At 71.1% G+C, this 26,748-nt stretch carries 31 protein-coding genes; 12 read left to right on the top strand and 19 right to left on the bottom strand.

What is annotated here, in order from left to right:
• Nucleotides 1–120: 120 nt before the first annotated feature.
• The 5 genes from VH914_11715 to VH914_11695 form a co-directional block, all read right to left on the bottom strand.
• Nucleotides 121–606, bottom strand: coding sequence for a MaoC/PaaZ C-terminal domain-containing protein (locus tag VH914_11715; protein HEX4491865.1), 486 nt, complete (start codon nucleotides 604–606; stop codon nucleotides 121–123).
• The gene (locus tag VH914_11710; protein HEX4491864.1) at nucleotides 603–1,115 is read right to left on the bottom strand and encodes a MaoC family dehydratase N-terminal domain-containing protein; all 513 of its coding nucleotides are present in this window, start codon (nucleotides 1,113–1,115) and stop codon (nucleotides 603–605) included. The genes VH914_11715 and VH914_11710 overlap by 4 nt, the downstream gene beginning before the upstream one ends.
• A 118-nt stretch (nucleotides 1,116–1,233) precedes the next feature.
• On the bottom strand, nucleotides 1,234–2,469 hold the full coding sequence (locus VH914_11705) for a CaiB/BaiF CoA-transferase family protein (protein ID HEX4491863.1): 1,236 nt from the start codon (nucleotides 2,467–2,469) through the stop codon (nucleotides 1,234–1,236).
• A gap of 6 nt (nucleotides 2,470–2,475) precedes the next feature.
• Nucleotides 2,476–3,681: an acyl-CoA dehydrogenase family protein gene (locus VH914_11700; protein ID HEX4491862.1), complete on the bottom strand. Its 1,206-nt coding sequence runs from the start codon at nucleotides 3,679–3,681 to the stop codon at nucleotides 2,476–2,478.
• Between the two features lie 67 nt (nucleotides 3,682–3,748).
• The gene (locus VH914_11695) at nucleotides 3,749–4,993 is read right to left on the bottom strand and encodes a CaiB/BaiF CoA-transferase family protein (GenBank protein ID HEX4491861.1); all 1,245 of its coding nucleotides are present in this window, start codon (nucleotides 4,991–4,993) and stop codon (nucleotides 3,749–3,751) included.
• 120 nt (nucleotides 4,994–5,113) lie between these two features.
• On the opposite strand from VH914_11695, the gene VH914_11690 reads away from it, so the two are divergent.
• On the top strand, nucleotides 5,114–5,488 hold the full coding sequence (locus VH914_11690; protein HEX4491860.1) for a VOC family protein: 375 nt from the start codon (nucleotides 5,114–5,116) through the stop codon (nucleotides 5,486–5,488).
• On the opposite strand, the gene VH914_11685 is transcribed toward VH914_11690, so the two are convergent.
• From VH914_11685 to VH914_11670, 4 genes are read right to left on the bottom strand one after another with little or no spacing between them, the layout of a single operon-like run.
• The gene (locus VH914_11685) at nucleotides 5,469–5,894 is read right to left on the bottom strand and encodes a cupredoxin domain-containing protein (protein HEX4491859.1); all 426 of its coding nucleotides are present in this window, start codon (nucleotides 5,892–5,894) and stop codon (nucleotides 5,469–5,471) included. The genes VH914_11690 and VH914_11685 overlap by 20 nt on opposite strands.
• The gene (locus VH914_11680; GenBank protein HEX4491858.1) at nucleotides 5,891–6,415 is read right to left on the bottom strand and encodes a hypothetical protein; all 525 of its coding nucleotides are present in this window, start codon (nucleotides 6,413–6,415) and stop codon (nucleotides 5,891–5,893) included. Before VH914_11680 ends, VH914_11685 begins: the two co-directional genes overlap by 4 nt.
• A 23-nt stretch (nucleotides 6,416–6,438) precedes the next feature.
• On the bottom strand, nucleotides 6,439–7,131 hold the full coding sequence (locus VH914_11675; protein ID HEX4491857.1) for a class F sortase: 693 nt from the start codon (nucleotides 7,129–7,131) through the stop codon (nucleotides 6,439–6,441).
• A 26-nt stretch (nucleotides 7,132–7,157) separates the two neighbouring features.
• Nucleotides 7,158–7,931: a hypothetical protein gene (locus VH914_11670; GenBank protein ID HEX4491856.1), complete on the bottom strand. Its 774-nt coding sequence runs from the start codon at nucleotides 7,929–7,931 to the stop codon at nucleotides 7,158–7,160.
• A gap of 259 nt (nucleotides 7,932–8,190) precedes the next feature.
• Between VH914_11670 and coaA the strand changes: the two genes are divergently transcribed.
• A complete protein-coding gene (gene coaA, locus VH914_11665) occupies nucleotides 8,191–9,141 on the top strand; it encodes a type I pantothenate kinase (GenBank protein HEX4491855.1) in 951 nt (316 codons plus the stop codon).
• A gap of 94 nt (nucleotides 9,142–9,235) precedes the next feature.
• Here coaA and VH914_11660 read toward each other — a convergent pair whose 3' ends face one another.
• Nucleotides 9,236–9,847: a TetR/AcrR family transcriptional regulator gene (locus tag VH914_11660; GenBank protein ID HEX4491854.1), complete on the bottom strand. Its 612-nt coding sequence runs from the start codon at nucleotides 9,845–9,847 to the stop codon at nucleotides 9,236–9,238.
• Between the two features lie 10 nt (nucleotides 9,848–9,857).
• Entirely contained in the window at nucleotides 9,858–10,514 is a 657-nt protein-coding gene (locus tag VH914_11655; protein HEX4491853.1) for a CGNR zinc finger domain-containing protein, read from the bottom strand.
• 248 nt (nucleotides 10,515–10,762) lie between these two features.
• On the opposite strand from VH914_11655, the gene VH914_11650 reads away from it, so the two are divergent.
• Nucleotides 10,763–11,125 (top strand): VOC family protein, encoded by a 363-nt coding sequence (locus VH914_11650; GenBank protein ID HEX4491852.1) that lies wholly within the window; start codon nucleotides 10,763–10,765, stop codon nucleotides 11,123–11,125.
• Here VH914_11650 and VH914_11645 read toward each other — a convergent pair.
• The 5 genes from VH914_11645 to VH914_11625 form a co-directional block, all read right to left on the bottom strand.
• The gene (locus VH914_11645) at nucleotides 11,109–11,864 is read right to left on the bottom strand and encodes a M90 family metallopeptidase (GenBank protein ID HEX4491851.1); all 756 of its coding nucleotides are present in this window, start codon (nucleotides 11,862–11,864) and stop codon (nucleotides 11,109–11,111) included. The genes VH914_11650 and VH914_11645 overlap by 17 nt on opposite strands.
• A gap of 6 nt (nucleotides 11,865–11,870) precedes the next feature.
• Complete coding sequence (locus tag VH914_11640; protein HEX4491850.1) at nucleotides 11,871–12,887, bottom strand: aldo/keto reductase; 1,017 nt, start codon at nucleotides 12,885–12,887, stop codon at nucleotides 11,871–11,873.
• Between the two features lie 130 nt (nucleotides 12,888–13,017).
• On the bottom strand, nucleotides 13,018–13,299 hold the full coding sequence (locus VH914_11635) for a hypothetical protein (protein HEX4491849.1): 282 nt from the start codon (nucleotides 13,297–13,299) through the stop codon (nucleotides 13,018–13,020).
• Complete coding sequence (locus tag VH914_11630; protein HEX4491848.1) at nucleotides 13,293–14,378, bottom strand: glycosyltransferase family 4 protein; 1,086 nt, start codon at nucleotides 14,376–14,378, stop codon at nucleotides 13,293–13,295. The genes VH914_11635 and VH914_11630 overlap by 7 nt, the downstream gene beginning before the upstream one ends.
• Before the next feature lie 150 nt (nucleotides 14,379–14,528).
• Nucleotides 14,529–15,233 (bottom strand): hypothetical protein, encoded by a 705-nt coding sequence (locus tag VH914_11625; GenBank protein HEX4491847.1) that lies wholly within the window; start codon nucleotides 15,231–15,233, stop codon nucleotides 14,529–14,531.
• 491 nt (nucleotides 15,234–15,724) lie between these two features.
• Here VH914_11625 and VH914_11620 point away from each other — a divergent pair, with 491 nt between their 5' ends.
• Nucleotides 15,725–17,062: an HD domain-containing phosphohydrolase gene (locus VH914_11620; protein ID HEX4491846.1), complete on the top strand. Its 1,338-nt coding sequence runs from the start codon at nucleotides 15,725–15,727 to the stop codon at nucleotides 17,060–17,062.
• Nucleotides 17,059–18,240, top strand: a complete 1,182-nt coding sequence (locus VH914_11615; GenBank protein ID HEX4491845.1) for an HD domain-containing phosphohydrolase — start codon at nucleotides 17,059–17,061, stop codon at nucleotides 18,238–18,240. The genes VH914_11620 and VH914_11615 overlap by 4 nt, the downstream gene beginning before the upstream one ends.
• On the opposite strand, the gene VH914_11610 is transcribed toward VH914_11615, so the two are convergent.
• Entirely contained in the window at nucleotides 18,178–19,014 is an 837-nt protein-coding gene (locus VH914_11610; GenBank protein HEX4491844.1) for a DUF5317 family protein, read from the bottom strand. The genes VH914_11615 and VH914_11610 overlap by 63 nt on opposite strands.
• A gap of 154 nt (nucleotides 19,015–19,168) precedes the next feature.
• Between VH914_11610 and VH914_11605 the strand changes: the two genes are divergently transcribed.
• The 5 genes from VH914_11605 to VH914_11585 all read left to right on the top strand — a co-directional run bounded on the left by VH914_11605 (nucleotide 19,169) and on the right by VH914_11585 (nucleotide 23,026).
• Nucleotides 19,169–19,948 (top strand): enoyl-CoA hydratase-related protein, encoded by a 780-nt coding sequence (locus VH914_11605; protein HEX4491843.1) that lies wholly within the window; start codon nucleotides 19,169–19,171, stop codon nucleotides 19,946–19,948.
• Nucleotides 19,945–21,534 carry an acyl-CoA carboxylase subunit beta gene (locus tag VH914_11600; protein HEX4491842.1) on the top strand — a complete coding sequence of 530 codons (1,590 nt, stop codon included), beginning with the start codon at nucleotides 19,945–19,947 and terminating at the stop codon, nucleotides 21,532–21,534. Before VH914_11605 ends, VH914_11600 begins: the two co-directional genes overlap by 4 nt.
• A 78-nt stretch (nucleotides 21,535–21,612) precedes the next feature.
• The gene (locus VH914_11595) at nucleotides 21,613–21,834 is read left to right on the top strand and encodes a biotin/lipoyl-binding carrier protein (protein HEX4491841.1); all 222 of its coding nucleotides are present in this window, start codon (nucleotides 21,613–21,615) and stop codon (nucleotides 21,832–21,834) included.
• 4 nt (nucleotides 21,835–21,838) lie between these two features.
• The gene (locus tag VH914_11590; GenBank protein HEX4491840.1) at nucleotides 21,839–22,600 is read left to right on the top strand and encodes an enoyl-CoA hydratase-related protein; all 762 of its coding nucleotides are present in this window, start codon (nucleotides 21,839–21,841) and stop codon (nucleotides 22,598–22,600) included.
• Between the two features lie 72 nt (nucleotides 22,601–22,672).
• Entirely contained in the window at nucleotides 22,673–23,026 is a 354-nt protein-coding gene (locus tag VH914_11585; GenBank protein ID HEX4491839.1) for a PLD nuclease N-terminal domain-containing protein, read from the top strand.
• A 9-nt stretch (nucleotides 23,027–23,035) separates the two neighbouring features.
• Here the strand turns inward: VH914_11585 and VH914_11580 are convergent, their stop codons facing one another.
• Nucleotides 23,036–23,968, bottom strand: a complete 933-nt coding sequence (locus VH914_11580; protein ID HEX4491838.1) for a pyridoxal-phosphate dependent enzyme — start codon at nucleotides 23,966–23,968, stop codon at nucleotides 23,036–23,038.
• 229 nt (nucleotides 23,969–24,197) lie between these two features.
• Entirely contained in the window at nucleotides 24,198–25,142 is a 945-nt protein-coding gene (locus VH914_11575) for a class E sortase (GenBank protein HEX4491837.1), read from the bottom strand.
• Between the two features lie 150 nt (nucleotides 25,143–25,292).
• On the opposite strand from VH914_11575, the gene VH914_11570 reads away from it, so the two are divergent.
• Nucleotides 25,293–25,952 carry an ATP-binding cassette domain-containing protein gene (locus VH914_11570; protein HEX4491836.1) on the top strand — a complete coding sequence of 220 codons (660 nt, stop codon included), beginning with the start codon at nucleotides 25,293–25,295 and terminating at the stop codon, nucleotides 25,950–25,952.
• Between the two features lie 97 nt (nucleotides 25,953–26,049).
• Nucleotides 26,050–26,727, top strand: coding sequence for a heme exporter protein CcmB (locus tag VH914_11565; GenBank protein ID HEX4491835.1), 678 nt, complete (start codon nucleotides 26,050–26,052; stop codon nucleotides 26,725–26,727).
• Nucleotides 26,728–26,748 lie beyond the last annotated feature (21 nt).

Genomic DNA, 26,748 nt, shown 5'->3' with positions numbered 1-26,748 from the left:
TCGTCCTCGAGCGCGCGCACGGTGTCGACCGGTGCGTAGGTCGCGCAGACGCCGCGCACGAGCTCGGCGAGCATCTCCTGCTCGGGTGTGCGGTCGAGATCCATCGTGCGCTCGTCCTCTCTACGGTCGCCACGCGTCGCCGCGTCGCGTCCAGGGGTTGTCGGATTCCGAGACCGGCAGCGCGATGCGCGCGGTGCACTCGGTCTTCACGTCGTCGTCGACCGACAGCGTCATGCTCACGCTGGCCCAGCCGCATCCCGCGTCGTCGGTCGTCACGTCGTCGACGGTGCCGCGCAGCACCATCGTGTCGCCGGGAAACACCGATCCCTTCATGCGGAACTTCACGCGCCCGAGCCGGCCGGTCGCGCCGCTCCAGTCGGTGAGGTAGCGCTCGAACCACGCGGCCTGGTTCGGCGTGTTGAGGAAGATGTCCTGGGTGCCGTTGCGGTTCACGGCGAAGTCGTGGTCGTGGTGCATCGGTCGCCAGTCGCGGCTCGCGAGCGCGCCGAGCACGACCGTCGTCGCGGTGACGGGATACGCGAGGTCGGGCAGCACGTCACCGACCTTCACGTCGGTGAGCCGGCGGGCGCGCGTCGCGGTCGTCATGCGTTCCTCCGATAGCCGAAGCCGGTGTACGACTCCACTCCGACGATCTCGTCCCGCTGGTTCAGGTACTCGACGTCGATGATCCAGAAGCGGCCGGTACCGAGCTTCGTCGTCTTCGGCGCGCTGACCGAGCGCAGGATCTGGCGGCTCGTGATCACGTCGCCGGGTCGCACCGGTTCGTGGAACACGATCGTGTTGTCGCTCATCACCGCTTCCGGGAGCTCGAAGCGCGCCTTCAGGTCGAAGTGCACCTGCAGCGGGAGCCCGGGCTCGTCGCGGTTCGGCGCCCAGTGATGGGGGCGGAACCACACCGAGAGCATCGTCGGCGGCGCGATCGGGCCGTCGGTGATCTCCCGCGCGACGGCATCGTCCCAGAACAGTGGATTCCCGTTCTCGACCGACGCGCACGTCGTCCAGATGTAGCCCCGCTCCACCGGGAACTCGCCGCGTTCCTCGTACTGCACGACGCCGATCAGGGCCTCGACGTCGGCGGGCAGATCGGTACTCATGCGCTCGCTCCTTCGCCGACGCCGCTTCGGCTCGCCGGCTGGCACGCGCGCGGGCGAGCCTCGACGCTCGCTCCGCTCGCGCCTTCGGCCGCGTCTCCGGCGGTCGACCACTGCCTGCTCACGCGATCACTCCTTCGCTGCGAAGTTGTGCGACGGTCGCGGCGTCGAGTCCGGCGTCGACGAGCAGCGCGTCGGTATCGCTCACCGTCGGCTCGCGCACGACCGACTGTTGTCCGCGGTCCATGCCCGCGAGCACCCAGCCGACCTGCCGCAACGAGTCGCCGTCGTCGCGCGATCGCACGGTCGCGTCCTCACTCCGGTCGGCACGGAGCTCTGTCTCGTGGTCCGGCTGACCGCTCACCCGCTCGGCGTCGACGAAGACGTGGCGCGCGGTCAGGTGCGGATCGGTTGCGACCTCGGGAATCGACGAGACGGGCGCGACGCACGTGTCGGCCGGTCCGAGCGCCTTCACCCACTCGTCGCGATCGCGCTGCGCGAACGCGGCGCGCAGGTCGGCGCGGATCGTGTCTTGCGCATCGTCGTCGGTCTGGTGCGCGCTCCACTGCTCGCAACCGAGCGCGCGGCAGAGGTTCGCCCAGAACCGCGGCTCGATCGCGGCGACCGTCAGCCAGCGTCCGTCGCGGCACTCGTAGACGTCGTAACACGCGAAGCGACCGGTGAGCAGCCCGTGTCGCGGGCCCGGCACCTCGCCGGTCGCGAGGTACTCGTCGATCGCGAGCGACATCAGCGCGACCACTCCGTCGGCGACCGCGACATCGAGGTACGCGCCCTCACCGGTCGCGGCGCGCTGAACGAGCGCGGCGAGGATCGCGATCACCGCGTGCATGCCGCCGCCCGCGCCGTCGCCGATCGTCGCGCCGGGCAGCGCGGGACCACCGCTCGGATCGCGACCGGTGCAGTCGAGGTAGCCGCCCATACCGAGGTAGTTGAGGTCGTGACCGGCCCACTGCGCGTGCGGCCCGTCCTGCCCGTAGCCGGTGGTCGAGCAGTAGACGACACGCGGGCTCACGGTCTTCACGGCGTCGTAGCCGATGCCGAGTCGATCCATCACGCCGGGGCGGAAGCTCTCGATCACGACGTCGGCGTTCGCCGCGAGCCGCAGGAACGCGTCGACACCCGCCGGCGTCTTGAGGTCGAGCAGCGCGCGTTGCATGCCGCGATGTCCCGCGTACGCATAGAACGGAGGCGTGATCTGCACGCCGTGCTGGGCGGGTGGCGCGCCGATCTTCACGACGCGCGCGCCGTAGTCGGCGAGCCAGCGCGAGGTGCGCGCCGCAGGACCGACGGTCGCGAGGTCGAGCACGGTGATGCCGCCGAGCATCGAGTCCGACACCGAGACCTAGAAGTTCTTCGGGAGCCCGAGACCGCGGCGGGCGATGACGTTCTTCTGGATCTCCGACGCGCCACCGCCGATCGTGTCGATCACCGTGTACCGATACGTCGACTCGGAGCGGCCCTCCATCGGCGCGTCCTTCGTCTTCACGCGCAGCTGGCTGCCGGGCCCGCCGATGTCCATCGCGGCGTCGGCGAGCCGCTGCGAGAGTCCGGTCGCGTAGAGCTTGTACTGCGACGACTCGACGGTCGGCGGCGGCGCGCCCGGAACCGTCTCGGCCTTCATCGACGCGTCGACGACCCGCAGCCCGAGCACGCGCGCCACTTCCATCTCGGTCATCAGTCGCGCGAGGCGCTGACGGATGACCGGATCGTCGCGCAGCGGCTTGCCGTCGCGCACCGTGTCGCGCACGTAGTCGCAGAGCAGGTCGAGCCGCTGCTGCATTGGCGAGATCGTGAACATCGTGAAGCGCTCGAGATCGAGCGCCTGTGAGATGTACTGGAACCCACGGCCGACCTCGCCGACGACGTACTCGTCGGGCACGAACACGTCGTCGATGAACACCTCGTTCGTGCGCTCGTCGCCCATCGTCCAGATCGCGCGGATCTCGACGCCGGGCTGGTCGAGCGGCACGAGCATCAACGTGATGCCGCGGTGCTTGTCGTTCGGGTCGGTGCGGGTGCCGAGCCAGTACCACTCGGCGAAGTGCGCGGACGTCGTCCACGTCTTCTGACCGTTGAGCACCCAACCGCTCTGGCCGTCGCGTTCGGCGCGCTCGGCCTTGAGCCGCATCGACGCGGCGTCGGAGCCTGCGTTGGGCTCGCTGTAGCCGACCGCGAACTCGACGTCGTTGTTGAGGATCATCGGCAGGAACTTCTGCTTGAGGAAGTCGTTGCCGTGCGCGATCAGCGTCTTGCCGATGATGCCGACGCCCTTGCCGATCTGCGGGCCTCCGCGACCGGCGAGCCGTTCGTTCAGCAGATACTCGTAGACGCCCTCGCCCTCGGTGCCGCCGAACTCCTTCGGCCACGTCATGCCGAGGAAGCCCCGCTGGCCCATGGTGCGCATGAAGGCGCGCCGCTTGGGCGTGTCGACGATCTGCGCCATGTTCTCTCGCGTCAGGTCGAAGACGTCGGGATCGTCGTGCTCGTCGAGGAAGCGATCCACCTCGTCGGCGAAGGCCTGCTGCTCGGGGGTGAAGTCGAAGTCCATACGGACGCCGATGTTACGGGTGGGTCACGCCGCCACGCCCGTCCGGCCGGATCGGCTCAACCGCGGGTCAGGTCACCACGCCGGCGGCGCGCAGCCGCTCGATCTCGGCGGCGGCGAGGCCGAGCTCTGCCTGCAGCACCGCGTCGGTGTGCTCGCCCACCCACGGCACGCGCGTCTCCGGCCCCTCGGCGACGTTCGAGAGCTTCACCGGGTTTCCGGGCACGAGCACGTCGGGACCGTCGTCGGTGCGCGGCACCTCCACGAGCATGTGGCGCGCCGCGACGTGCGGGTCGGCGATCACGTCGGATGCGTGATTGCTCGGTCCCGCGACGATGCCCGCGGCGGTGAGCTCGTGTGTCGCGTCGAGCTTCGTGCGCGTCGACGTCCATGCCTCGATGCCCGGACGGATCTCGGTCTCGAGGTTCGGCATCCATCCCGCGCGCGTCGCGAAGCGCGGATCGGTCTTCCACTCGGGCTTGCCGACGAGGTCGGCGAGCTTCTCGAACTGGTGCTCGCGTACCACCTGCATCACGACGTAGCCGTCGGACGCACGGAAGCCCTCGCAGATCAGCTCCAGCCCTTTGCCCGGCTCCGGGCGCACGCCCATCGACCAGAAGTTCGTGACGACGTCGGTCATCGCGACCATCGCGTCGAGCATCGCGATGTCGACGTACTGCCCGCGACCGGTGTGCTCGCGATGGCGGAGCGCGGCGAGGATGCCGATGACGGCGTAGAGGGCGGACGAAATGTCGCCGAGCGCGCCGACGGGGATCGTCACCGGCGGTGAGTCAGGGTTCTTGTAGTCGTAGATGCCCGACATCGCCTCGACGATCGACGCGTACGCGGGCCAGTCGCGGTACGGCGTCTCGACCGAGTTGCCGAAGCCCGAGATCGACACGTAGATCGCGCGCGGGTAGCGGGCCGCGATCACGTCGTAGCCGAGGCCCATCCGGTCCATCGTCCCGGCCTTGAAGTTCTCGGCGACCACGTCGAAGTTGGCGACGAGATCGAGGAACAGCGCGCGGCCGTCGGCCGACTTCAGGTCGAGTCCGACGCTGCGCTTGCCGAGGTTGTTCCGCAGGTACGTGGCGCCGACCGCGCGGCCTTCCGGGTCGGTCATCGCGGGCGTCGAGCCGCGGCCCGACTCGCCGTGCACCGGGTGCTCGACCTTCACGACCTCGGCGCCGAGGCGGGCCAGCATCTGCGTCGCGTACGGGAGCGCCTGCATCTGCTCGGCCGCGAGCACCCGCACGCCGTCGAGCGGCTTGCCGTGTTCCTGCGCGCCCGCGTTGGCGACATCCCCGAGCTTCACGGCGGGCACTGTAGGGGCGCGAAGTTCCGGCGAACTGATCGATCCCGGTGACGCGCGCGCGTCACCGTTCTCGATCAGATCCGCGAAAGCCCAGGTCGGGGCGGGCGTAGCGTCCGGGGCATGGCCGCACGGTTCAAGGATCTGTGTCTCGACGCCGGCGATCACCAGGCGCTCGCCGACTGGTGGTGCACCGCCCTCGGCTACGAGCGGCGGGTCGAAGCGGTCGATCCCGAGGAACCCGATTGGGTGCGGCCCCGCGAGTGGCCGGTCCCGATCGTCGACCCGACGGGCACCGGACCGCTCATCTGGATCGTGCCCGTGCCCGAGCCCAAGACCGTGAAGAACCGCATGCACATCGACGTGTTCGGCACCGTCGACGAGCTCGTCGCGCTCGGCGCACGCGTCGTGCTGCCCAAGGCCGACGACCGCGAGTGGGTTGTTCTCGTGGATCCCGAGGGCAACGAGTTCTGCGTGTTCACGCCGCCTTCGAGGTGACGATCAGCGTGCCGTGCATCTCGGCGTGGAAGTTGCAGTGGAATGCGTAGCGTCCCGGTTTCGTGGGGGCCGTGAACGTGTGGGTCTGGCCCGCGGGGACGTTGGCGCCGGCGTCGAAGCTCCCGTCGTCGGCGGAGAGCGAGTGGGTCGTGGAGTCGGAGTTGTGCACGGTGACGGTGGCGCCCGCCGTCACGGTCACCGGCGCGCCGAAGCTGAAGTTGTGAATCGTGATCGTGGCGGCCGCGCCCGCGTCGCGGCCGGTCGTCGGCGAAACCGGCATGACGGTCGTCGCGGTGCTGCTCGGTGAAGGCGCGGACGACGACGACCCCGCACCGGACCCGCAGGCGGCGACGGCGATCGTGAGTCCGACCGCGGCGATGAGGGCCTTGATCCGTGGTGTGTTCATGATCCCGTCCAGCAGCCCATGATCGTCGCGGCGATGCTGATCGCCGCGTTGGCGCGCGTGTCGGGCGGCACGCCGAATCGCGATGCCAGCGCGCGGATGTCGACGAGCAGCACGTCGTCGTCCTTCTGCACGAGGACCGAGCCGTTCGCCGTCGTGACCGCGTCGTCCCCGAGGCCTTCCAGCGCGGTGCGGCGCGTGAGCTGCGCGCCGAGCGCGGTGAACGTCGAGTGCGCGGCGCGGGTGTCGGCCGCTTGGTGCACCGAGAGCGTGAACGATCCGTTCGCGTAGCGGTACGCGCACGAGTACACGTCCGCGCGCCACGTCGGCGTCGACACGTTCGCCGCCTGCAGTCCGAGCGTCGCCGCGAGGTCGTGCTGCGCTTCGGTCGCGCAGATCATGCGGGTCTGGGCCGACGGGCCGCCTGCCGATGCCGACGCCGGTGTCGCGTGCGACGAAGGCGCGCTCGACGACGATGCCGTACTGCCGCAACCCGCGAGCGCGAGCGCGGCGACGGTTGTCATTGCGACGAGCGCGCGTCGCGGGGTCATACGACCCGCCCGTACGCGACGATGTTCGAGAGGTAGTGCCCCGTCGCGCGGTCGAAGGTGCCGCCGCACGTGACGAGCCGGATCGTCGGCACCGGCGTGTCGGCGTACACGGCGAGCGTCGGGAACTGGGTCTTCAGGTACTCGCGCACGCCGGTGATCTCGAAGGTGACGACGGATCCGTCGGCGCGGTTCACCGTGACGCGATCGCCCGGATGGAGCGCGCCGAGCCGGTAGAAGATGCCGGGCCCGGCCTTCGAGTCGACGTGGCCGAGGATGATCGTCGGACCGATCTGCCCGGGCGTGACGCTGCGCCGGTACCAGCCCGCGACGTGGAAGCTCGTCGGTACCTGCACGCTCCCGTCGGCGTTCTGATCGAGTTGGACGAGCGAGCTGTGCACCCCGATGCTCGGGACGGTGATGGCGGTCGGCACCGACGGCGCGAGCGCGTGCACGGCGGGCACCGTCGTCGTGGGCGCGGATGCCGTCGGTGTCGTCGTCGCTCGGCGCGGCATCGACGTCGTCGTCGGAAGGTCGACGAGTGAACCCGCGGCGCGCTTCGACGGCTGTGGCGCAGAACGCTGCGCGTGGACCGCAACACCGATGACCACGATTCCTCCGATCAGCAACACCAGCGCGATTGCGGCCGCCGCATGACGCGACGGCCGCAATCCGCGGAGCTTCGACAACATGATCGAGTCTCCGATCGAGCCGGCGACTAGTTGCTCTTGAGCGCGTAGCGCCGGCTGCCGAACACGATCGCCGCACCGGCGATCATCGACCCGCCCAGGATCAACAGGCCGGTGTCCTCGGTGCCGGACGTGCCGCCCGCACCGGTCGCCACGCCACCGTTCCCGGCGGCGGTCTGCGACACCGCGAGCACGCCGCACAGCGCGGGCGACGTCGCGGCGAGCGGCAACGACGGGACGAGGTCGCTCTTCTCACCCTGAGCCTTCGTCGTCAGCGTGCTCGGGTCGAGTCCGTGCACGACGATGACGGCCTTGTTCGCCTGGATCGCGGCGACCGTCGCGGCGTCGAGGGTGAACGTGCGGCTGTAGTTGATCGTCGCGCCGCTCGGCGCGATGTTCAGCGTCGTGCCCGCGGCGGGCGTCGTCGGGCCGCTCGTCGAGAGGGTCGTGCCGATGGGTCCGTACGCCGGCGCGCCTTCGGTCGTGCTGATCACGCCGTCGCCGTTCGTGTCGGCCGCGGTCGTCGGGCACGTGCCCGCACCGTTGATGTGGATGTGCTGCACGTGCGGGTACGGCGCGTTCGAGAACGTCGCCGCAAGCCCGCTGGCCTGCTCGGTGATCGTGGCCTGGTCGCCGTTGAGCGTGAGCATCAACGTGCCCGACGCGCCCGAGTTGTTGACTGACGCGAGGTTGGCTTCGTAGGACGCGGTCGCGGCGCCGGCCGGTGCCGCCACCGCGAACAACGCGCCACCCGACAGCGCACCGGCTGCCAGCGACGCGAGAAGAGCTCTGCGGACGTTCATGTGTTGATTCCCTTCAATGGGGGTTGGGGGACGCGTCGAACCGAGCCGTGCCTTCGTCGGCGCGCGACGACGGCACGATCCCTGGGAGGTTTCCGATGCGACGCGCGGCGTCAGCCCGGCGGCACCGACGACGAACGATCGTGCGTCGTCATCTCGAACCGCTGAACGTCGTGCATGCCTCGTGTACGGCGCGGAAACCCCATGCGGATGGAATCGCCCGCGAAACGCCCGTTGCGGCGCCGGTTTACGCTCACTCGCCATGGCCCCCGATCCCGTGACCGGCGAGTCGCGTTCGTACCTCGAGTTCAACCGGGACGAGTGGCGCGCGTTGCGATCCGCGACGCCGCTCACGCTCGACGACGCCGACCTCGACGAGCTGCGCGGCGTTGTCGAGCGCATGCCGATCGAAGAGGTCGTCGACATCTACCTGCCGCTGTCGCGGCTGCTGAACCTCTCGGTCGCCGCGTCGCGCGACCTGTTCGCGGTCACGAACCGCTTCCTCGGACGCCACGCCGATCGCGTCCCGTTCATCATCGGAATCGCGGGCAGCGTCGCGGTCGGCAAGAGCACGATCGCGCGCGTGCTCCGGGCGTTGCTCGCGCGCTGGCCCGATCACCCGCGCGTCGACCTCATCCCGACCGACGGCTTCCTCCTGTCGAACGCCGTGCTCGACGCGCGCGGCCTCGGCGCGCGCAAGGGCTTCCCCGAGAGCTACGACCTGCGTGCGCTCATGCGGTTCCTCGCCGACCTGAAGGCGGGGGAGCGGCGCGTCGTCGCGCCCGTGTACTCGCATCTCGTCTACGACGTGGTCGAAGGCGACGAGATCGTCGTGTGCTCGCCCGACATCGTCATCGTCGAAGGGCTCAACGTGCTCCAGGTGCCGTCGACGCGCGCTCGCCCCGAGGAGCGCTTCGTGTCCGACTTCTTCGACTTCTCGATCTATGTCGACGCCGCGGAGGACGACATCCGCCGCTGGTACCGCGAACGCTTCCTCACGTTGCGCGAGACCGCGTTCGCCGACGAGGAGTCGTTCTTCCACCACTTCGCCGCGCTCGACGAGCAGCAGGCGAGCTCGGTCGCGGACGCGATCTGGCGCGAGATCAACGCGGTGAACCTGCGTGAGAACATCGAGCCGACGCGCTCACGCGCGCGCCTCGTGCTCGAGAAGGGCCCCGACCACGCGGTGCGCGGCATCCGCCTGAAGCGTTAGGCCCGGTCCCGGCTCACTACTCACGCCGCGGAACGCGCGAGCGCGAGCGTGCGAGTCCGCGACCCGGGGTGCAGCGGGCGAAGGTTCGAGCGAACTAGCGGGGCGCGGGCATCGACGACGCGACGTCGTCGCCGGCGCGCACGCCGCGGAGGCCGAACCACGCGAACTCGGCGATCCAGGCCGCCAGCCGCGCCGAGTCGACACCTTCACCGCGCGCGAGCGAACGCCGGCTCGTCGCCTCCGCGATCCCGACGAGCGCGTTCGCGAGGAGCAGCCGGTGCTCGCCGGAGACGGGGATCTGGATGAGCGTCGAGATCGCGCCGACCGCGCGGTCGATGAAGCGATCGGCGACCGCCGAGAACTCGGGGTCGTTGCGCACCGACGCGCCGAACAGCAACCGGAACGCGCTGCGGTTCTCGTCGACGAAGCGGAAGTACGCGCCGAATCCCTCTTCGACGCGCTGCCGTCCGGTCGTCGCGCGGTCGGTCGCGCTGGCGAGCTGCGTGAGGAGCTGGGTGCCGACGTCCTCGAGCAACTCGACGTACAGCGCCCGTTTCGACGGAAAGTGCTGGTACAGCACCGGCTTCGTGACGCCCGCGGCCGTCGCGACCTCGTCCATCGACGTCGCGTGGAACCCGCGCGCCGCGAAGATGTCGAGGGCGACGTCGAGAAGCTGGCGGCGGCGTTGCTCGGCCGGCAGGCGCATGGACCGGACCTTATTCGCTCGCTTCTTCGCCGGCTCCCTCCCGGGTCGTCGATTCGGGCACCCGCCGGCGAACCTCGACGCTCGCTCCGCTCGTGCCTTCGGCCGCGTGAGCATGCGCGGCGCGGCGACGTCGGTACTCGCGGGTCTTCGTGCGGTTGCCGCACACGTTCATCGAGCACCAGCGGCGCGAGCGATTCTTCGACGCGTCGAAGAACGCCCACAAGCAGTCCTCCGCCGGGCAGAGCTTGAGTCGGTCCCACGTGCCGCGACTCTGCGCCGCGTTCATGTCGCACACGACCCTTCCGAGCGCGCCCGCGACGCCGGCCCCGCGCGGCTCGAGCTGCGGCGAGCCGGTCTCGTCGACCCGTACGCCGACGGGGAAGCGGGCGAGCGTGCGGTTGACGCCGGCAACCTCGTGCGTCGACGAGTCGATCCCCGCATGGGCGATCAAGGCGTGCCGCAGCGCGTCCCGCAGCTCGATCGCGAGCCCGAGGTCCCGCCGGGTGACCCGGGCATCCGACCCGATCAGGCCCCGATCGATGAGCCACGAACGCAGCGCGGCCGGGCTGCCGAAGCGGTCGACGGCGTCCTCGACGTCGAGCGTGTTCACGAAGGCGAGCGGCAGCTCGAGCTCGCTCGGGAGCACCGGATCCGGGGTGCGACTCACGACACCATCGTACGCCGTTTACCGGTTGCAATGGAGCGCGACACCGGTGTAACCTCCATGGCGGTGTCACCCACCGAAGTCCCCCCGAATGCAAGGAAGTAAGGACATGCTCGCCCTCCTGTACGCCAAGACGCGATCGACCGAGCTGCGTCGCGAAGCCGACCAGGCCCGCCGGGCCCGCGACGCACGCGCCGCCCGCCGAGGCCGCTGATGACGGTCGCGCTCGCTGCGCTCGCCGCTCCTGACGCGTGACGGGAGCGACTCCGGTTCTCTCGACGATCGTGTTCGACTGCGCCGACCCTGAGCGCCTCGCCCAGTTCTGGGGTGAGCTGCTCGGGGTCGGTGTCGCGTACCGGGACGCCACGTGGGTCGCGCTCGCGCGCACGCCCAACGGCGCGCGCGTCGCGTTCCAGCCCGTCCCCGAGAGCAAGGTGACGAAGAATCGCGTGCACGTCGACCTGCTCGTCGACGAGCTCGTCGACTCGACCGCGTCCGCGGTCGCGCTCGGTGCGACGACCGTCGGCGGTGTCGTCGCGGAGTCGAACGGCAGCTACCAGGTGCTGCGCGACCCCGAAGGCAACGAATTCTGTTTGGTCACCGCGGAGGATTGACGGCGCGCCGCGCGCGCTCGGCTGGGTCCTGGCGGTAGAAGTCGCGCAGCACCTCGTACACCGCGAGCTCTTCACGCTCGAGCGCGATGCTCGCGTCGAAGAACGTCTCGGTCGCCACGGCGAAGAACTCGGCCGGGTTCGTGCCGCCGTAGGCATCGATCGGGTCGCGAGATCGGCCCTGGCGCAGCGCTGTGTACGCGTCGGTGCACGCCGCGACCCAGCGCGCGAGCAGGTCCTTCCTCGCGAGCGGCGGCGTGCCGTCGAGGCTGCCATCGAGCATGTCGAACTTGTGGGCGAACTCGTGGAACACCACGTTTCGCCCGCGCCCAGGATTGCGCGCGGCGTCGCGCACCGAGTCCCACGCGACGAGCACCGCGCCACGCGCGTCGTGCGCCTCACCGAGCACGGGGACGAGCTCCTCGCTCACGGTTCCCGCCGGGCCCGCGTGCGGCGCGCGGTTCACGAATGTGCGCGGATGGACCACGATCGCGCCGACCTCTCTGTAGAAGCCGGTGTCGAGCTCGAGTCCGAGCTCCGCGGCTTCGATCGCGATCGTCGTACGCATCGCGTCGTCGAGTGCGAAGCCGTGCGCGGCCTCCCAGTCCTTGTGGTGAAGCAGCCAGTCGGCGATGCCGGCGAGCCGCTCCTGCTCGTCGCGCGAGAAGTCGTCCCACGCGCCGAGGTGCTCACGCGCGATCGCGTCCCAGTCGTCGGGGAGACCCCGGCGGTGGTGGATCACGCTCGGTCAGCTACCGATGCTCGACTTCATCGGCATCACGTAGCGATCTTCGTGGTCGAAGTTGCGCGCGAACAGCTCGTCGGTCGCGCGCCGCTCGTCGTCGGTGAGCGGGAGCTCCGACGCCGCCGCGTACTCCTCGATCTCGTCGACGCTCACGACCGTCGGCAACACGGTCGTGAACGCGGGGTTCGCGAGGATGCCGGCCATCGCGGCCTGACCGATCGTGCGACCCGTCTCCGGCGCCCACAGGAACGACAGCGTGTCGACCTTCTCGAAGTTGTCGAGCATGTTGTCGCGGTTGCGGTGCGCGCGATGGTCCGGCAGCTCGAACTTGGTGTCGGGCGTGACCTTGCCGGTGAGCGTGTCGGACGCGTGCGGCACGCGCGAGATGAGTCCGCACTCGCCGGCCGCGACACGCGGTCGCTTCGCGAACGTGAGTCCGGGCTCCTGCTCGATGATGTTGAAGACGGTCTGCAGCGACACGATCGTCCGGTCGTCGACGGCGCGCACGCCTTCGTCGATCCAACCGATCGCGGGCCCGAGCGCGACGCCGAGCTCGCGCACCTTGCCTTCGCCGCGCAGCTCCTCGAGCTCGGCCCAGAGGTCGTCGTCGAGGATCGGGTCGATGCGCGCGTTGTGCAGCTGGTACAGGTCGACGTAGTCGGTGCCCAGGCGGCGCAGCGAGTCCTCGAGCTGGGTGCGCACCGCGGTCGGCTTCCAGTCCTGCGCGCGCTCGTTCTGCCCGCCGCCCTTGCGCTCGGCGCGCAGGTCGTAGCCGCACTTCGTCGTCAGGACGAGCTCGTCGCGGCGCTTGCCGAGCCACGGTGCGAGCATCGATTCGCCGATGCCGTCCGCGCCGTAGACCGGCGCGGTGTCGATGAACGTGACGCCCGCGTCGAGCGCGGCCGCGATCACCGCGTCGGCATCGTCGACCTTGCCCCACCAGTCGCTTGCGAACGTCCAGGTGCCGAGGCCGACCTCGGAGACGATGAGGTCGCTCTTTCCGAACCGCCGGTAGCGCATGCGGCGATGGTACGGCTGCGGTTCGCCGGCGCGGGAACGGACGGGTCGCGGCGCGACGCCGGCGGATTCGGGTCCGACCCGGAGGCTGAGGCGGCCGGAGCGGCGAGCGCAGCGAGTGCGACCGGCGAGGTCAGTGGCCGCGGCGTGGGGGCAGCCCGCGGGCGGCCCGGTCCTCGTCGCGCTGCGCGGCGCGCACGCCGTAGCCGAGGACGATCGGCACCGGCAGGATCACGCACGCGGCAATGAGCGCGGCCACGCACGTCGTGACCGCCCAGTGGGGAAAGCTCGTCGCGGCCGCAATGCCGAAGACGACCATCGCCGCGAGCAGGCAGCCGTAACCGGCGCGCTGCGCGATCTGCACGAGCTTCGCGACGCGCGCCCGGCGCCGCAGGACCGGATCCTCGTTCACCACGCCCGCCATCCGTGCGCGACGAACGCGGCTTCGATCGCGGCCGGGAGATCGACGAGCGAGAAGTTGGCGCGCGCGCGGCGCAGGTTCGCATCGAGGAGCCCCGAGTCGGGCGCGCGGACGAAGCGTGCGAGCGGCGCCGCGTCGTCGAGGTCGAAGTAGCGCAGCCCGTACGCGGTGATCTCGCCGAGCACGGGATACCGGTGCACGACGAGCGGGCGGCGCGCCGCGATCGTCTCGATCGTCGGGTTGCCGAAGCCCTCCCAGGTCGACGGGAGCACCACCACGTCGCACGCCGCGTACGCGTCGGCGGCGCGCTCGACGCGGCCGAGCGTCATCGGCACCGTGCTGCGTTCGCGTACGCGCGCGAGCGTGTCCTCGTACCCGTCCTCCGCGGGACCCGACAGCCAGTACCGCACGCGCCGATCCGGCAGCACGCGCTGGAGTTGCGCGGCATAGCGCACACCGCCGGGCACGTTCTTGCGCGGGATCGCGCGCGCGGGATGGAACAGCACGAGGTCGTCGGGGCCGAAGCCGAGCGTGGTGCGCACCGACTCGCGTTGCGCGTCGGCCGGCTCCGCGTCGAGATCGAAGTGGTTGTGGATCGTCACCGCGCCGGCGAAGCCGCGCGCTTCGAGCTCGCGCCGGGAGCGGTGGTTGATCGTGACGTGCAGCGCGCCTTCGACGCGCGGCGGCAGCACGGCCTCCAGATCGCGGAACGTCGTGCGCTGCCAGGGCAGATCGTGATGGTGGAAGACGACCCGGCCGCGGTGTGAGACGAGCGCGTCCGCCACGGCGAGCGATGCCTTCGCGTTCATCGGCAGCGAGCAGATGTTCTCGGCGACGACGAGGTCGCTGCCGGCGATCGCCGCCGCGACGTCGGCGCGAGCCGGCTCACCGCCGCCGATCCCGAGGTCGGGGATCACGACATCGTCGGCCTCGATCGTGCCGCGCAGCTCGCCCGCGACCCTGCGCACGTCGAAGCCCAAGCCGTCGAGCGCGTCCGACCACTTGCGCGCCTCCACCGCGACGCCGTCGTCGCCGCCGAGGCGGAACGAGATGATCGTCGCGACGGGAGCCACGGGTCGCGACGTTATTTCCTTCGCTCCCCACGTTTCGCAGGGCGCCGCGGACCGGCGTGCCTGTCACAGCGCGTGAGCGGAGCGAGCCGCGCGACCTCGGCGTGGGGCGGAGGCGTCGGGGAGGGCGCCGCCTGCGAGCCCGACCAGAAATTATGAATCGAAGTGCGGGAGCCGCCGGTTGGTGGCGTCCAACACCGCCCGCGCGACCGCGTCGGCGTCGTGGTTGGCGCGCACGATCGCCGATCCCGACACGACCTGCTCGTTCGGCGGAACGACGAAGACGATGGTGACGACCGCGACGTCGGACGCGCCGACGCGCACGACCTGCGCGTGCTCGACATCGAGGCACTCGGCCGCGGGATCGAGCCGGCGCAGCGCGTCGATGGTCGCGTCGGCGACCAACCGGTGGCGTGCGGTCGTCGCGATCGAGCCCTGCGCGCTGCCGATGGCCTCGCCGTCGCCGTCGCCGAGCGTCACCCGCACGAGGCTCCGCAGCCCGTTGGTCTCGCCCTGGATCGACACGATCGACGGCCGCGCCGGGCCGCTGCGGTCGTCGCCGGGCGCCCCGCCGAGATCCGCGTCGCCCAGCTGCACGACCGAGACGACCTTGCGGTCGAGCTCGACGCCGAACTCGGCGAGCAGCACCGACTGCACGTCGCGCACGATCTGCTTCGGGTGTTTCGTCGGCGCCGCGATGATGTGGGCCTCGATGATGCGGCCCACGTCGTCGGCCACGAGCCGGGCCACCGACACGTCCGGGAGCCGACACAGCTCGCGCTCGAAGGCGATCAGGTCGAGTGGCTCGGGGCCATCGGTGTCGAGCGTGCCCGCGTCGGCGTCCGCGTCGTCACCCATCGTGGCGACACTACGGCCGGTCCGGCGGCGGAGCGCGGCATTCGGCCGGCGGATCACCACTGCGGCTCGCCCTCCGTGGGCGGGTTCGCGCGCTGCGCCAATGTGTCGGTTCGCCCCTTGCGTCCCGTCCTGTTGCTGGTGAGACTGATGTGACTCACCCGACCAGCCGGCTCGGGGAGTCAGGGGAGGCAGCAGCCAGGGAACGCACGCGTCCGGAAGCAGACGGCAGGGTCTCGAGCCGGGCGGACGAACGACTCACCACCTCAGCGAAGCGAAGCAGTCCGCCGGAACAGCGAAGCGGCGGGACGCCGAACGAATTCGGGAGGTACCTGGTGAAGAGGACCAAAGTCCGCTTGACGGTCATGGCTTCGAGTCTCATGGCAGTGCTGCTCGCCGGCGGCGCGAATTGGTCGCGTCGCTGAGCCGGCAACCGCCCGTCGAGGCCCTGCCGCCTCCCTCCGGAGGCAACGTTGCAACCCGAGAAGAGCTCAGTGTCGACCTTCCCCTCGCAGCTGCGCGGGCTCACCGCGGCGGTGCTCGGTGCGGGGATCGTCGCGGCGGTCGTGTGCGCGCTGCTGCGTCCCGCGCCGGCGGCGCTCCCGCTCGTGCTCTTCGGCGCGCTCATGGTCTTCAGCGAGCATCGCGGCGTGGTGCTGCCGAACGGCGTCGCCGTGAGCGCGAGCCTCATGATCTGCACGGCCGCGATCGTCGTGTTCGCGCACGACGGCTCGCTCCTCGGTCCGCTGCTCGTCGGCGTGTCGAGCGCGCTGTACCTGCCGAACCTGCGGCGGGGGAAACGGGGCTGGATCGCGTTCAACGCGGGCGTCTTCGCGCTCGCGTACGCCGCGTCGGCGCTCGTGTTCGACGCGATGCCGCACTGGCCCGCGACCGAGATGCCCGCCGCGCTGGTCGCCGCGGTACCCGCGACGATCGCATTCGTGCTGATCAACTGGACGTTGCTCGCCGCTTCGTACGTCGTCGAAGAAGGTCGACCCGTACGCGAGCTCGCGCACGGCCTCGGGCCCTCGCTCGCGCAGGCGGTTCCGTTCGCGTTCGTCGGTGTCTGCCTCGGCCGGCTGTACCTCGACGTCGGTCCCGCCGTCGTCGTGCTCCTCGTCGTCCCCATCCTCGTCGCGCGCGACACGTTCGCGTCGTACCTCGACGTGAAGGCGGCGAACGAGGACACCGTGCAGATGCTCGTGCGCGCGCTGGAGGCCAAGGACCGCTACACCGCGGGCCACGCCGAACGGGTCGCCGAGTACGCGCGGCTGATCGGTGAGGAGCTGCGCTTCACGCCCGCGCGCCTCGAACGACTGCGCTTCGCCGCGCTCATGCACGACATCGGCAAGCTCGTCGTGCCGAACCATCTCCTGAACAAGCCGGGCAAGCTGACGGCGGAAGAGTTCGCCCGCGTGCGGATGCACGAAGCCGTCTCCGCGCAGATGCTCTCGCACATCGACTTCCTCGCGCCGGTCGCGCAGTCGTCGCTGAGTTCGCACACCGTGTACCAACCCGATCACGCGAAGCATCCGATCGAGCCCTACATCGTGATGGTCGCCGACGCGTTCGACGCGATGACGTCGACGCGCTCGTATCGTCTCGCGCTGCCGACCGAGGTCGCGATCGCGGAGCTCCTCGACAAGTCGGGCACGCAGTTCCACCCCGAGTGCACGGCCGCGCTCATCCGCGTGCTCGAGCGACGCGGCGTCGTGCGTCCGGTCGAAGCCGTCACGCCGCAACCCGACTGGGAGGTCGCACCGCCGCGCGCCGGCCTCGGATCGGCGGGCCTCGGCGACCTGCTCGACGACGCGGGCGAGCGGGCGCGATGAACACGCGCGATCGCGTCGGCGTCGCCGGCGCCGGCAGCATCGTCGCCTCGGTGACCGTGCGCATCGCGCAGCCGCACTCGACGGCCGCGGGCGCGATCCTGCTCGCCGCGGGCGTCGTGCTCGGTGAGCTGCTGCTGCTGCGACTGGGCGACGGAACCGGCCTGCCGCTGTCGTACGCGGTGCTCGTCGTCATCGTCACCTGCTTCCCGCCACTCGCGGTCGTCGCGCTCGTGCTCGGCGCCGAGCTGGTCGCAGTCGTGGTGCGCGAGGAACCACGTGCGCTCGCGTCGCGCGTGGCGATCGGCGTCTGGCGCGTCCTCGTCGCCGCCGGCGCGCTCGGTGCCTTCCGAGTCGCGCGCCACCTCTTCGGTGCGCGCGCACACCTCGGCGCGGTACTCGGCGCGCTCGTCGTCACGGTCGTCGCCGCGCTGCTCGTCGACGAGCTCTTGCGCTTCGTCACCCACCGCCACAGCGGGCTGGTCGGCAGCGGAAACGTCGCGTGGACCGCGCTGGGATCGTGCACGGTGCTGATGGCGATCGGCTACAGCGGCGTCAACGGGCGCGGCGACCTCGGCGTCTGGGGTCCGCTGCTCTTCTCGATCCCGTTGCTCGCGACGTGGTACTCGTTCGACCGGCTCGCGTCGATCAACCGGACCTATCGCCAGACGATCGAGGCGCTCGCGATGGCTCCCGAGCTCGGCGGACTCGTGCCCGACGGTCACGCCGAACGCGTCACGGAGCTCGCGACCGCGATCGGACGCGAGCTCGACCTCGACGACGCGCACCTCCAGACGCTCGAGACCGCGGCGCGGCTGCACCACATCGGTCAGGTCACGCTCGACGAGCCGGCCCCGGGCACCCGCGCCGACGCCGGCGAGGTCGCCGCGGTCACCGCCGCGCTCATGCGCGGCATCGAGCCGTTGCAGTCGGCCGCCGAGATCGTCGCCGGCGAGCCGCGCGGCGCGCGCGAGACGCGGGGGTCGAACGCGCCCGTCGCGATCGCCAGTCAGACCCTGAAGGTCGCGAGTGCGTTCGACGATCTGACCGGAGGCGACGCCGACCGTTCCGGCGCCGCGCTCGAGGCCCTGTATTCGAGCCCCGGGTACGTCTACAACCTACGGGCGCTCGAGGCGCTCGAGCGCCTCCTTGATCGCCGACATCGAGCCGCCCGCGCCTGAGCGGGTGGCCGGCTCCGATTCCGGTTCGGGAGGCGCAGCCGATTCGGCCGGCACACGCGCGGGCTGACGGACGCGCACGGGGCGCGGCGGTCGCGTCCGATCGGGTCGCCGCGCCGGTGCCGGTGCGGGTGTCGGTGTCGGCGATGTCGGTGTCGGTGTCGGTGTCGGTGTCGGGAGGGCCGGGAGCTCGAGCACCTCGCGCACGACCGGGGTCGCGTCGGCGTGCTTCTCGGCGAGTGGTGTACCGGTGCGCGCCCGCCGGGTGCGCCGGCTCGCCCAGTACGTCACGTCGATGAGGCCGAAGGCGATGATGAGGTCGCCGAAGGAGATCACCGCGTCGAGCTTGCGCAGCACGATGACGTCGGTGAGCGCGAGCAGGTGGTCGCCCGCTGCGCGCGGATGGTGCTTCACGGTCGCGCCGACCGGGCTCGACGTCTGCCAGTCCGGCGGGATCTTCACCGGCATGCCCTGGTCGATCGTGATGACGAAGCCGTTCAGCGCGACGCCGATGAGCACGACGGCCATGCCCCGCACGAGCATGTTGCCCCCGCAGAAGCCGACGAGCACGACGTACGACGCGACGAGGATGCCGAAGCCGACGCTGTGCCACGCCGACTTCGGGACGAGGCCGGTGTCGAGGAGCAGTTGGAGGCCGAGGCCGAGCGCGAGCAGTCCGCCCCCGCGCCAGGGCGCGTCGGCAAGCCGGCGGTAGCTGCCGCCGGTGACGAGGGGGACGATCGCCGCGACGAGCACCACGAGCCCGAGGAACGACACGGAGCCATCTTTGTGGTCGCGCTCGCTGCGGGCCGGGATACCCGGCCCGCAGACGCTCGCCGCTCCGTGACGCGGCATGGGAGTGGGCAGGTCGCGTGCTCGCTCCGCTCCTGCTGTTCGCGTCTCGGGGACGGTGACCGTACGATGCGCGCCGATGACCGAGGTTCGCTACGAGGTCGACGGGGCGATCGCCCGGGTCACGATCGACCGACCCGAGCGCCGCAACGCGATGTCGTTCGGGGTGATGCAGGGCCTGCTCGACTCGATGCGGCGCGCGCGTGACGACGGCGATGTGCACGTCGTCGTGCTCACCGGCGCCGGCGATCGCGCGTTCTGCGCGGGCGCGGATCTCGGCGGCATCGCCGACAACGCCGGTCCCGCCGCGGCGCACGACGCTCGTGGTCTGCTGGCCGAGCTGTTCCGGACGATGTACGGCCTCGGCAAGCCGACGATCGCGCGCGTCCGCGGCTACGCGCTCGCGGGCGGGTTCGGACTCGCGTGCGCGTGCGACCTCATCGTCGCCGCCGACGACGCGATCTTCGGCACCCCGGAGATCGACGTCGGGCTCTGGCCGTACATGATCACCGTGCCGTTGCTGCGCACGCTGCCGCCAAAGCGCGTGCTCGAGCTCATGATGACGGGCCGCCGCGTCGACGCGCGCGAAGCTGAGCGCCTCGGCATCGTGACGCGCGTCGTGTCCGTCGACGCGCTCGACGGCGCGGTCGACGAGCTCGCGGCGACGCTCGCGTCGAAGTCGCCGCTGATCATGCGCTGGGGTCGCGATTCCTTCTACCGCGTGCTCGAACAGCCGGATTCCGACGCCGCGCTCGCGTACCTCCAGACGATGCTCACGGTCACGACGAGCTCCGAGGACGCGGCCGAGGGTGTCGCCGCGTTCGCGGAGAAGCGCAAACCGGAGTGGAAAGGCCGTTGAGCACGACTCCCGAGGGCGCGAGCGCGACCAACAAGCACGAGTGGGGGCCGCTCGTCGACGACCTCGTGCAGCGCAAGACGCGCGCCGAGGGAATGGGCGGCGCCGACCGCGTCGAGCGGCAGCACTCGCTCGGCAAGCTCACCGTGCGCGAGCGCCTCGAACTCCTCCTCGATCCCGGCTCGTGGGTGGAGTACGGATTGCTCGCCGATCACATGGACGCGGGGCTCGGTGACCGCTACCTCGCGGCCGACGGCGCGGTCACGGGCATCGGCATGATCGACGGTCGTCCGATCGCGGTCGCGGCGTACGACTTCACCGTGATGGCCGGCTCGATGGGGCGCGTCGGCGAGGAGAAGATCAAACGCTTGCGCGCGCACGCGGTCGGCAAGCGCATGCCGATGGTGTGGCTGCTCGACTCCGCGGGCGCGCGGATTCAGGCCACGAGTGGCTCGTCGTTCGCGGGCACCGGCGACCTGTTCCGCGAGCAGGTCGCGATGAGCGGTGTCGTGCCGATGGTCGCGGCGATGCTCGGGCACTGCGCCGCAGGCACCGCGTACATCCCCGCGCTCGCCGACTTCGTGCCGATGGTGAAGGGCACGTCGTCGATGGCGCTCGGCGGCCGTCATCTCGTGAAGGCCGCGGTCGGCGAGGACGTCACCGAGGACGAGATGGGCGGCTCGGGCGTGCACACGAAGATCTCGGGTGTCGCCGATCTCGAGGTCGCCGACGACCGCGAGTGCCTCGCGACCGTGCGCCGTTACCTCTCGTTCTTCCCGCAGCACAACCGCGAGTCGCCGCCCGTGCGTGAGTGCACCGACCCCGTCGACCGCCGCGTGGAGGAGCTCTACGACATCGTGCCGACCGCGCCGCGGCGCGCGTACGACGTCCGCAAGGTCGTCACCGCGATCGCCGACGACGGCGACGTGCTCTGGATGAAACCCGAGTGGGCGAAGAACATCGTGACCGGGTTCGCGCGCATCGGTGGCGGGCCGGTCGGCGTCGTCGCGAACCAGCCGATGGTGCTCGGCGGCGCGCTCGACGTGAACGCGGCCGACAAGGCCGCGCGCTTCGTGTGGCTGTGCGACGCGTTCAACATCCCGCTCGTGTTCCTGCACGACGTGCCCGGCTTCATCGTCGGCTCCGCGGTCGAGAAGCAGGGGATCATCCGGCACGGGGCCAAGATGCTCTTCGCGGTGTCGGAGGCGACGGTGCCGAAGGTCAGCGTCGTGATGCGCAAGAGCTACGGCGCCGGCTACTTCGTGATGAACGGGCTCGCGTACGAGGCCGACTACATCGTCGCGTGGCCGACCGCGGAGATCGCGGTGATGGGACCCGACGGCGCGGTCGCGATCATCCACCGCCGCACGCTCGAGGCGGTGCCCGAGGAGGAGCGCGCGCAGAAGCGGCTCGAGCTCGCCGAGGAGATCCGCGCCAACATCGATCCGTACGTCGCCGCGGGCCACGCGCAGCTCGACGACGTGATCGACCCCGCCGACACGCGCGCCGCGATCGCGCGCGGCCTGCGCGTGGCCGCCGGCAAGCGCGTCGACCGCCCCTGGCGCAAGCACGGCGTCCTGCCGGTTTGAGCTCTCTGGTCGGCCTCGCAAGCTCGGCCTCCGGTCTGCGAGGTGGGAGCGAATTGCGGTTCGCGGGTAGCGTCCTGAATCGTGCACGAGGTTCGAGCGGAGATCACCGCCAGCGTTTGGAAGGTGGTCGTCGACGAGGGTCAGATGATCGCCGAGGGCGACGAGATCGTGATCCTCGAGTCGATGAAGATGGAGATCCCCGTCGTGGCCGAGGTGCCCGGCGTGATCCGTGAGCTGCACGTCGAGCCGAACCAGACCGTGCAGGAAGGCGACCTGATCGCGCTCATCGACGAGTCGTGAGCGCGTGATCCGCTTCGAGGTCGACGGGCGCGTCGGCGTCGCCACGATCGACCGGGTCGAGCGCCGCAACGCGCTCGACGCCGAGCACTGCGAACAGCTGCGCGTCGCGCTCACGGAGCATGCCGGTCTCCGCGCCGTCGTCATCGGCGGTGCGGGCACCGCGTTCTGCGCGGGTGCCGATCTCGGCACGCGCTTCGCCGACGGCGGCGGCCGCGGGGCCGACACGTTCCGTCCCGCGTTCGAGCTCGTGCTCGACGCGATCGTCGATTACCCGGCGCCGGTGATCGCGGCGATCCACGGTCCCGCGATCGGCGCGGGCATGCAGCTCGCGGTCGCGTGCGACCTGCGCATCGCCGGCCCGCGCGCGCGACTCGCGATTCCCGGCGGCAACCTCGGCATCCTGCTGAGCCCGACGAACATCACGCGCCTCGCGGTGCTCGTCGGTCAGGGCGCGGCGCGCGACTTCCTGCTGACGGGACGCAGCGTGCACGCGGCCGAAGCGACGATGATCGGGCTCGTGCAACGCACCGCCGACGATCCGATCGCCGCGGCACGCGAGCTCGCGACCGAGATCGCGGCGCTCGCGCCGCTGACGGTGCAGGGCCACAAGCGGGCGCTGAACCTCGTTGCCGCGCAGGCCGCGCTCGGCGCCGAGGCCGTCGCGGAGGTCAGCGCCCTCGAAGCGGCGGCGTTCTCGTCGCACGACCTCGAGGAGGGCATGGCGGCGTTCGCCGAGAAGCGGACACCGCGCTTCGAAGGCCGCTGAACCGGGTCGAATCGCCCCATCCGGCACGCGCGAGCCGTTCGCCGGCTGGGCGCTCGCGCCTATTCTCGCCGCATGGATCTGCTCTTCGTCGGCTTCCTGCTGTTCTGGCTGTGGGCGCTGTACGACGTGATCACGGTCGATCAGAACCGGGTGCGGAACCTGCCGAAGATCTTGTGGATCGGCATCGTCGTGGTCCTCTTCATCATCGGTGCGCTGTGCTGGGTGTTCCTCGGACGTCCGCCGCGCGAGATGAGCGCGACGCAACCGCAGGCGCCGCGTCGTCCACGCCGTCACGCGCCGCCCGAGCCCGAGACCCCGCGTGACGCCGCGCAGCGCGTCATCACCGACCGCCGTTCCGCGGAGCTCGACCGGATGCTCGAGGAGTGGGAGCGCGGTCGAGGCGACGAAGGCGGGAGCGACGGCTGACGCCCGCCTTCAACCTGCCGCGAGTGCGAGATCGGCGTTGCCGCCGCTGAGGATGATGCCGACGCGCGCACCCGCGTAGTCGCCCTCCCGCACCGCCGCGACCGCGACCGCCGCGCTCGGCTCGATGAGCTGCTTCGTGCGCTGCCAGACGACGTCCATCGCGGCGACGATCTCGGCCTCGCTCACGGTGACGATCGTCTCGACGTGCTCCGACAGCACCGCGAACGTCCGTGCCGAGAGCCCCGTGAGCAGCCCGTCGGCGATCGTCGCGGGCGGGTCGGGCGGCACGATCGCGCCGCCTTGCAGCGAACGCGCCGCGTCGTCGGCCGCAGCCGGCTCCGCGCCGATCACGCGCAGCTCGGGGCGGCGTCCATGGGCCGCGATCGCGGTGCCCGACAGCAGACCGCCGCCGCCGACCGGTGCGATCACGATGTCGAGGCCCGGCACGTCGTCGACGAGCTCGAGTGCGGCGGTGCCCGCGCCCGCGATCACGTCGTCGTGGTCGAACGGATGGATCTCGACCGCGCCCGTCTCCGCGATCACGGCGGCGACACCCGCTTCGCGCGCCGCGAGCGTCGGTTCGCACAGCACGACGTGCGCGCCGTAGGCCGCGATCGCGTCGCGCTTGGTGCGCGTCGCGGTGCGCGGCACGACGATGTGCGCGGGGATGCCGCGCGTGCGGGCCGCGAGCGCGAGCGCGGCGCCGTGGTTGCCGGACGAGTGTGCGGCGACGCCGCGCGCCGCGACGTTGGGAGCCAGCGACTGCACTGCGTTCGTCGCGCCGCGGTACTTGAACGCGCCGCAACGCTGCAGATGCTCGCACTTCAGGAACGCGTTCGTGTCGAGCCACTCGTCGAGCGAGTGCGACGTCATCACCGGCGTTCGGTGAACGAACGGTGCCAGCCGGCGCTGCGCGATCTCGACGTCCTCGAACGCGATCACGACCGCATGGTCGCATGCTTGCTCGTCCCGGCACGGAGCGACTCCGCGGTTCGTTGCCGACCGCGCGCCTGCTCCGACCGCATGGTCGCATGCTTGCTCGTCCCGGCACGGAGCGACTCCGCAGTTCGTTGCCGACCGCGCGCCTGCTCCGACCGCATGGTCGCATTCTCGCTCGTCCCGGCACGGAGCGACTCCGCGGTTCGTTGCCGACCGCGCGCCTGCTCCGCCACTAGAAGTTCGCGGGCAGGAGCCGTTCGAGGTACACGTAGAACGCGATCAGCACCACGAGGAACGGCAGCACGCCACCGAGCCACGTGAGCGGGTGGCGGAAGCGGCGATAGAGCCACCACCACAGCAGCCCGAGCAGCACCGTGAGCGTTCCCCAGATGAACGTCGGCGTGCGCGACGAGATGTCGCCCGAGAGGCTGTCGGCGAGCGACGTCTTCTTGTCGCCCGAGCTCCGCACCGGCGAGACGACCTTCACGGGCACCGACACGCGCGCGGGCGCGCTGCGGTTGACGACGAGCCGCGCCTTCACCACCAGGCGCTGGCGCGCGGAGTAGCGCGGGTTGCAGGTCGTCAGCGTGAGCTCGGCGTCGCTCGTGGGCGCGACCACGCTCACGTCGCTCGGCGGCACGATCAGCTGCTCGTACATGCGGTACGTGTACGTGCCGTAGCCGAGGGTGTCGATGATGATGTCGTCGCCGGGCACCAGCTCGTTCAGGTTGTAGAAGGGCTTCGAGTGGGTCGTGCGGTGGCCCGCGATCGCGACGTTTCCGATCTGGCCCGGCAACGGCGTCGCGGGGTAGTGGCCGGGACCCTTCGCGAGGTCGTCACGTGCGGTGCCCTGCACGACGATGTCGTTGACGCCGATCTTCGGGATCCGGATCCGGGCGGCCGGCCCGCCCTCCTGGAGCACCTGCACGACCTTCGCAGCGGTCGTGGCCGGTGCGGTCGTCGTGGGCGCGACGCCCGTCGTCGACGGGGGTGCGCTCGTCGTGCTGCTGCCGACGGTCGGGTTGTCGTTCAGCTCCTGCTCGAACTGGTGGCGCAGGTCGCGCTGCGCCCGCTGGGTGAAGTAGCCCGTGCCCCAGAGCTGGTACGCCACGAACAGCAGGATCAGCACCCCAACCGTCACCAGCATCCGCCCGACGCTGGCGGCCGTCCTGCGCATCAAATCGAGGATATCGGCGCGTCGTGCGCGTTCCGGACCAGGTCGGGGCTCCGGCGGTTCGCCGCCCCGGCGTACGCGTTCGTACACTCGTGCGGTATTGCCCCCAGGCCCCGGAGGGCCGCGTTGCCCGTCGTGTGCATCCGTTCGGCCGTGTGCCTGCTGGACCGGTTTCCCGCACTCGCCGGCGCAGATCTCGACGTCGACGAGGGTGAGATCGTCCTGCTCTCGGGCCCGAACGGCGCCGGGAAGTCAACGCTGCTGCGCCTGCTCGCGGGGCTGCTGCCGCTGCGGTCGGGCGCCGCGACCGTCCTCGGGCACGACCTCGCGCAGGACCGCCGTGGCGTCCGGCGCGACGTGGCGCTCGTCGGCCACCAGACGTTCTGTTACGACGACCTGACCACGGCCGAGAACGCGCGGTTCGCGGCGCGCGCCGCGCGCCGGCCCGTCGCGGCCGCCGACGAGGCGCTCGCCCGGCTCGAGCTGACCCGTGTCGCGGGGGTCGTGCACCGGCGGTTGTCGGCCGGGCAACAGCGCCGGCTCGCGGTCGCGATCGCGCTCGCGCGCGACCCGCGCCTGCTCCTCCTCGACGAGCCGCACGCCGGTCTCGACGCCGGCGGCCGTGAGCTGCTCGACGGCGTGATCGCGGCCGCACCCGCCGAGGGTCGCACCGTGGTGATCGCGTCGCACGAGCTCGGCCGCGCCCGTGCGATCTCGACACGCGAGGTCCGCATCGTCGCGGGACGCGCGATCCCGACGAGCGCGCCACTCCACGCGGTGCCGGATTCCGGCGCCGCGCAGGCGGCCGTGTGAGCGAGCGAGCCCGAACCGGCGAGCGCCGCGTCCGCATGCCGATCCAAGCGAGCGGGGCCCGAGCGCCCCGGCGCCGTCGGCGCCAGGAGCGGGAAGCGTGAGCGAGTTCTGGCGCGAGAGCGCCCTCGTCATGGGCAAGGACCTGCGCATCGAGATGCGATCGCGCGTCGCCATGCAGCAGATCGCGGCGTTCGGGACGATCGTGCTGCTCCTCTTCGCCTTCGCGCTCGACCCGAGCAGGGGCCTGTTGCCGCGCGTCGCGCCGGGCCTGTTCTGGGTGACCGTCCTCCTGTCGGCGCTGCTCGCGATCTCGCGGGCGTTCACCGTCGAGACCGAGAACGGGGCGCTCGACGGCCTCCGCCTCGCGGGCATCGACGCGGCGGCCGTGTTCCTCGGCAAGGCCGCCGCGATCGCGGTGCAGCTGCTCGCGCTCGAGGTCGTGCTCGCCTTCGGCGTGTTCCTGCTCTACGACGTGTCGGTGGTCGGGCTGATCGCGCTGATCCCCGCGGCGGTGGCCGCGACCGCCGGCATCGCCGCGGCCGGTACCGTCTACGGCGCGCTGGCCGGTGGCCTGCGGCAGCGGGAGACGTTGATCCCGCTCCTCCTCCTGCCGGTCCTCGCACCGGTCATGATCGGTGGAACCCGGGCGTTCGAGACCGCGCTCGACGGCACGACCTCGCAGGCCTGGCCGTGGGTCCAGCTTCTGGCCGTGTTCGCGGTCCTGTACGTCACGATGGGTGTGCTGACCTTCGGGTCGCTGCTGGAGGATTCATGAAGAGCCAGGCGCAGACCGAAG

This window comes from Acidimicrobiia bacterium, assembly GCA_036271555.1.
In the GTDB taxonomy this organism is placed as follows: Bacteria; Actinomycetota; Acidimicrobiia; order IMCC26256; family PALSA-610; genus DATBAK01.
This window is presented reverse-complemented; position numbering and strand designations above follow the sequence as displayed.

Bases quoted from the DNA above. Each gene is read 5' to 3' on its own strand.
- VH914_11715 (HEX4491865.1), bottom strand. From the start codon at position 606: ATGACGACCGCGACGCGCGCCCGCCGGCTCACCGACGTGAAGGTCGGT.
- VH914_11710 (HEX4491864.1), bottom strand. From the start codon at position 1,115: ATGAGTACCGATCTGCCCGCCGACGTCGAGGCCCTGATCGGCGTCGTG.
- VH914_11700 (HEX4491862.1), bottom strand. From the start codon at position 3,681: ATGGACTTCGACTTCACCCCCGAGCAGCAGGCCTTCGCCGACGAGGTG.
- VH914_11690 (HEX4491860.1), top strand. From the start codon at position 5,114: ATGGCCGCACGGTTCAAGGATCTGTGTCTCGACGCCGGCGATCACCAG.
- VH914_11685 (HEX4491859.1), bottom strand. From the start codon at position 5,894: ATGAACACACCACGGATCAAGGCCCTCATCGCCGCGGTCGGACTCACG.
- VH914_11680 (HEX4491858.1), bottom strand. From the start codon at position 6,415: ATGACAACCGTCGCCGCGCTCGCGCTCGCGGGTTGCGGCAGTACGGCA.
- VH914_11675 (HEX4491857.1), bottom strand. From the start codon at position 7,131: ATGTTGTCGAAGCTCCGCGGATTGCGGCCGTCGCGTCATGCGGCGGCC.
- VH914_11670 (HEX4491856.1), bottom strand. From the start codon at position 7,931: ATGAACGTCCGCAGAGCTCTTCTCGCGTCGCTGGCAGCCGGTGCGCTG.
- coaA (HEX4491855.1), top strand. From the start codon at position 8,191: ATGGCCCCCGATCCCGTGACCGGCGAGTCGCGTTCGTACCTCGAGTTC.
- VH914_11660 (HEX4491854.1), bottom strand. From the start codon at position 9,847: ATGCGCCTGCCGGCCGAGCAACGCCGCCGCCAGCTTCTCGACGTCGCC.
- VH914_11640 (HEX4491850.1), bottom strand. From the start codon at position 12,887: ATGCGCTACCGGCGGTTCGGAAAGAGCGACCTCATCGTCTCCGAGGTC.
- VH914_11625 (HEX4491847.1), bottom strand. From the start codon at position 15,233: ATGGGTGACGACGCGGACGCCGACGCGGGCACGCTCGACACCGATGGC.
- VH914_11615 (HEX4491845.1), top strand. From the start codon at position 17,059: ATGAACACGCGCGATCGCGTCGGCGTCGCCGGCGCCGGCAGCATCGTC.
- VH914_11605 (HEX4491843.1), top strand. From the start codon at position 19,169: ATGACCGAGGTTCGCTACGAGGTCGACGGGGCGATCGCCCGGGTCACG.
- VH914_11585 (HEX4491839.1), top strand. From the start codon at position 22,673: ATGGATCTGCTCTTCGTCGGCTTCCTGCTGTTCTGGCTGTGGGCGCTG.
- VH914_11575 (HEX4491837.1), bottom strand. From the start codon at position 25,142: ATGCGCAGGACGGCCGCCAGCGTCGGGCGGATGCTGGTGACGGTTGGG.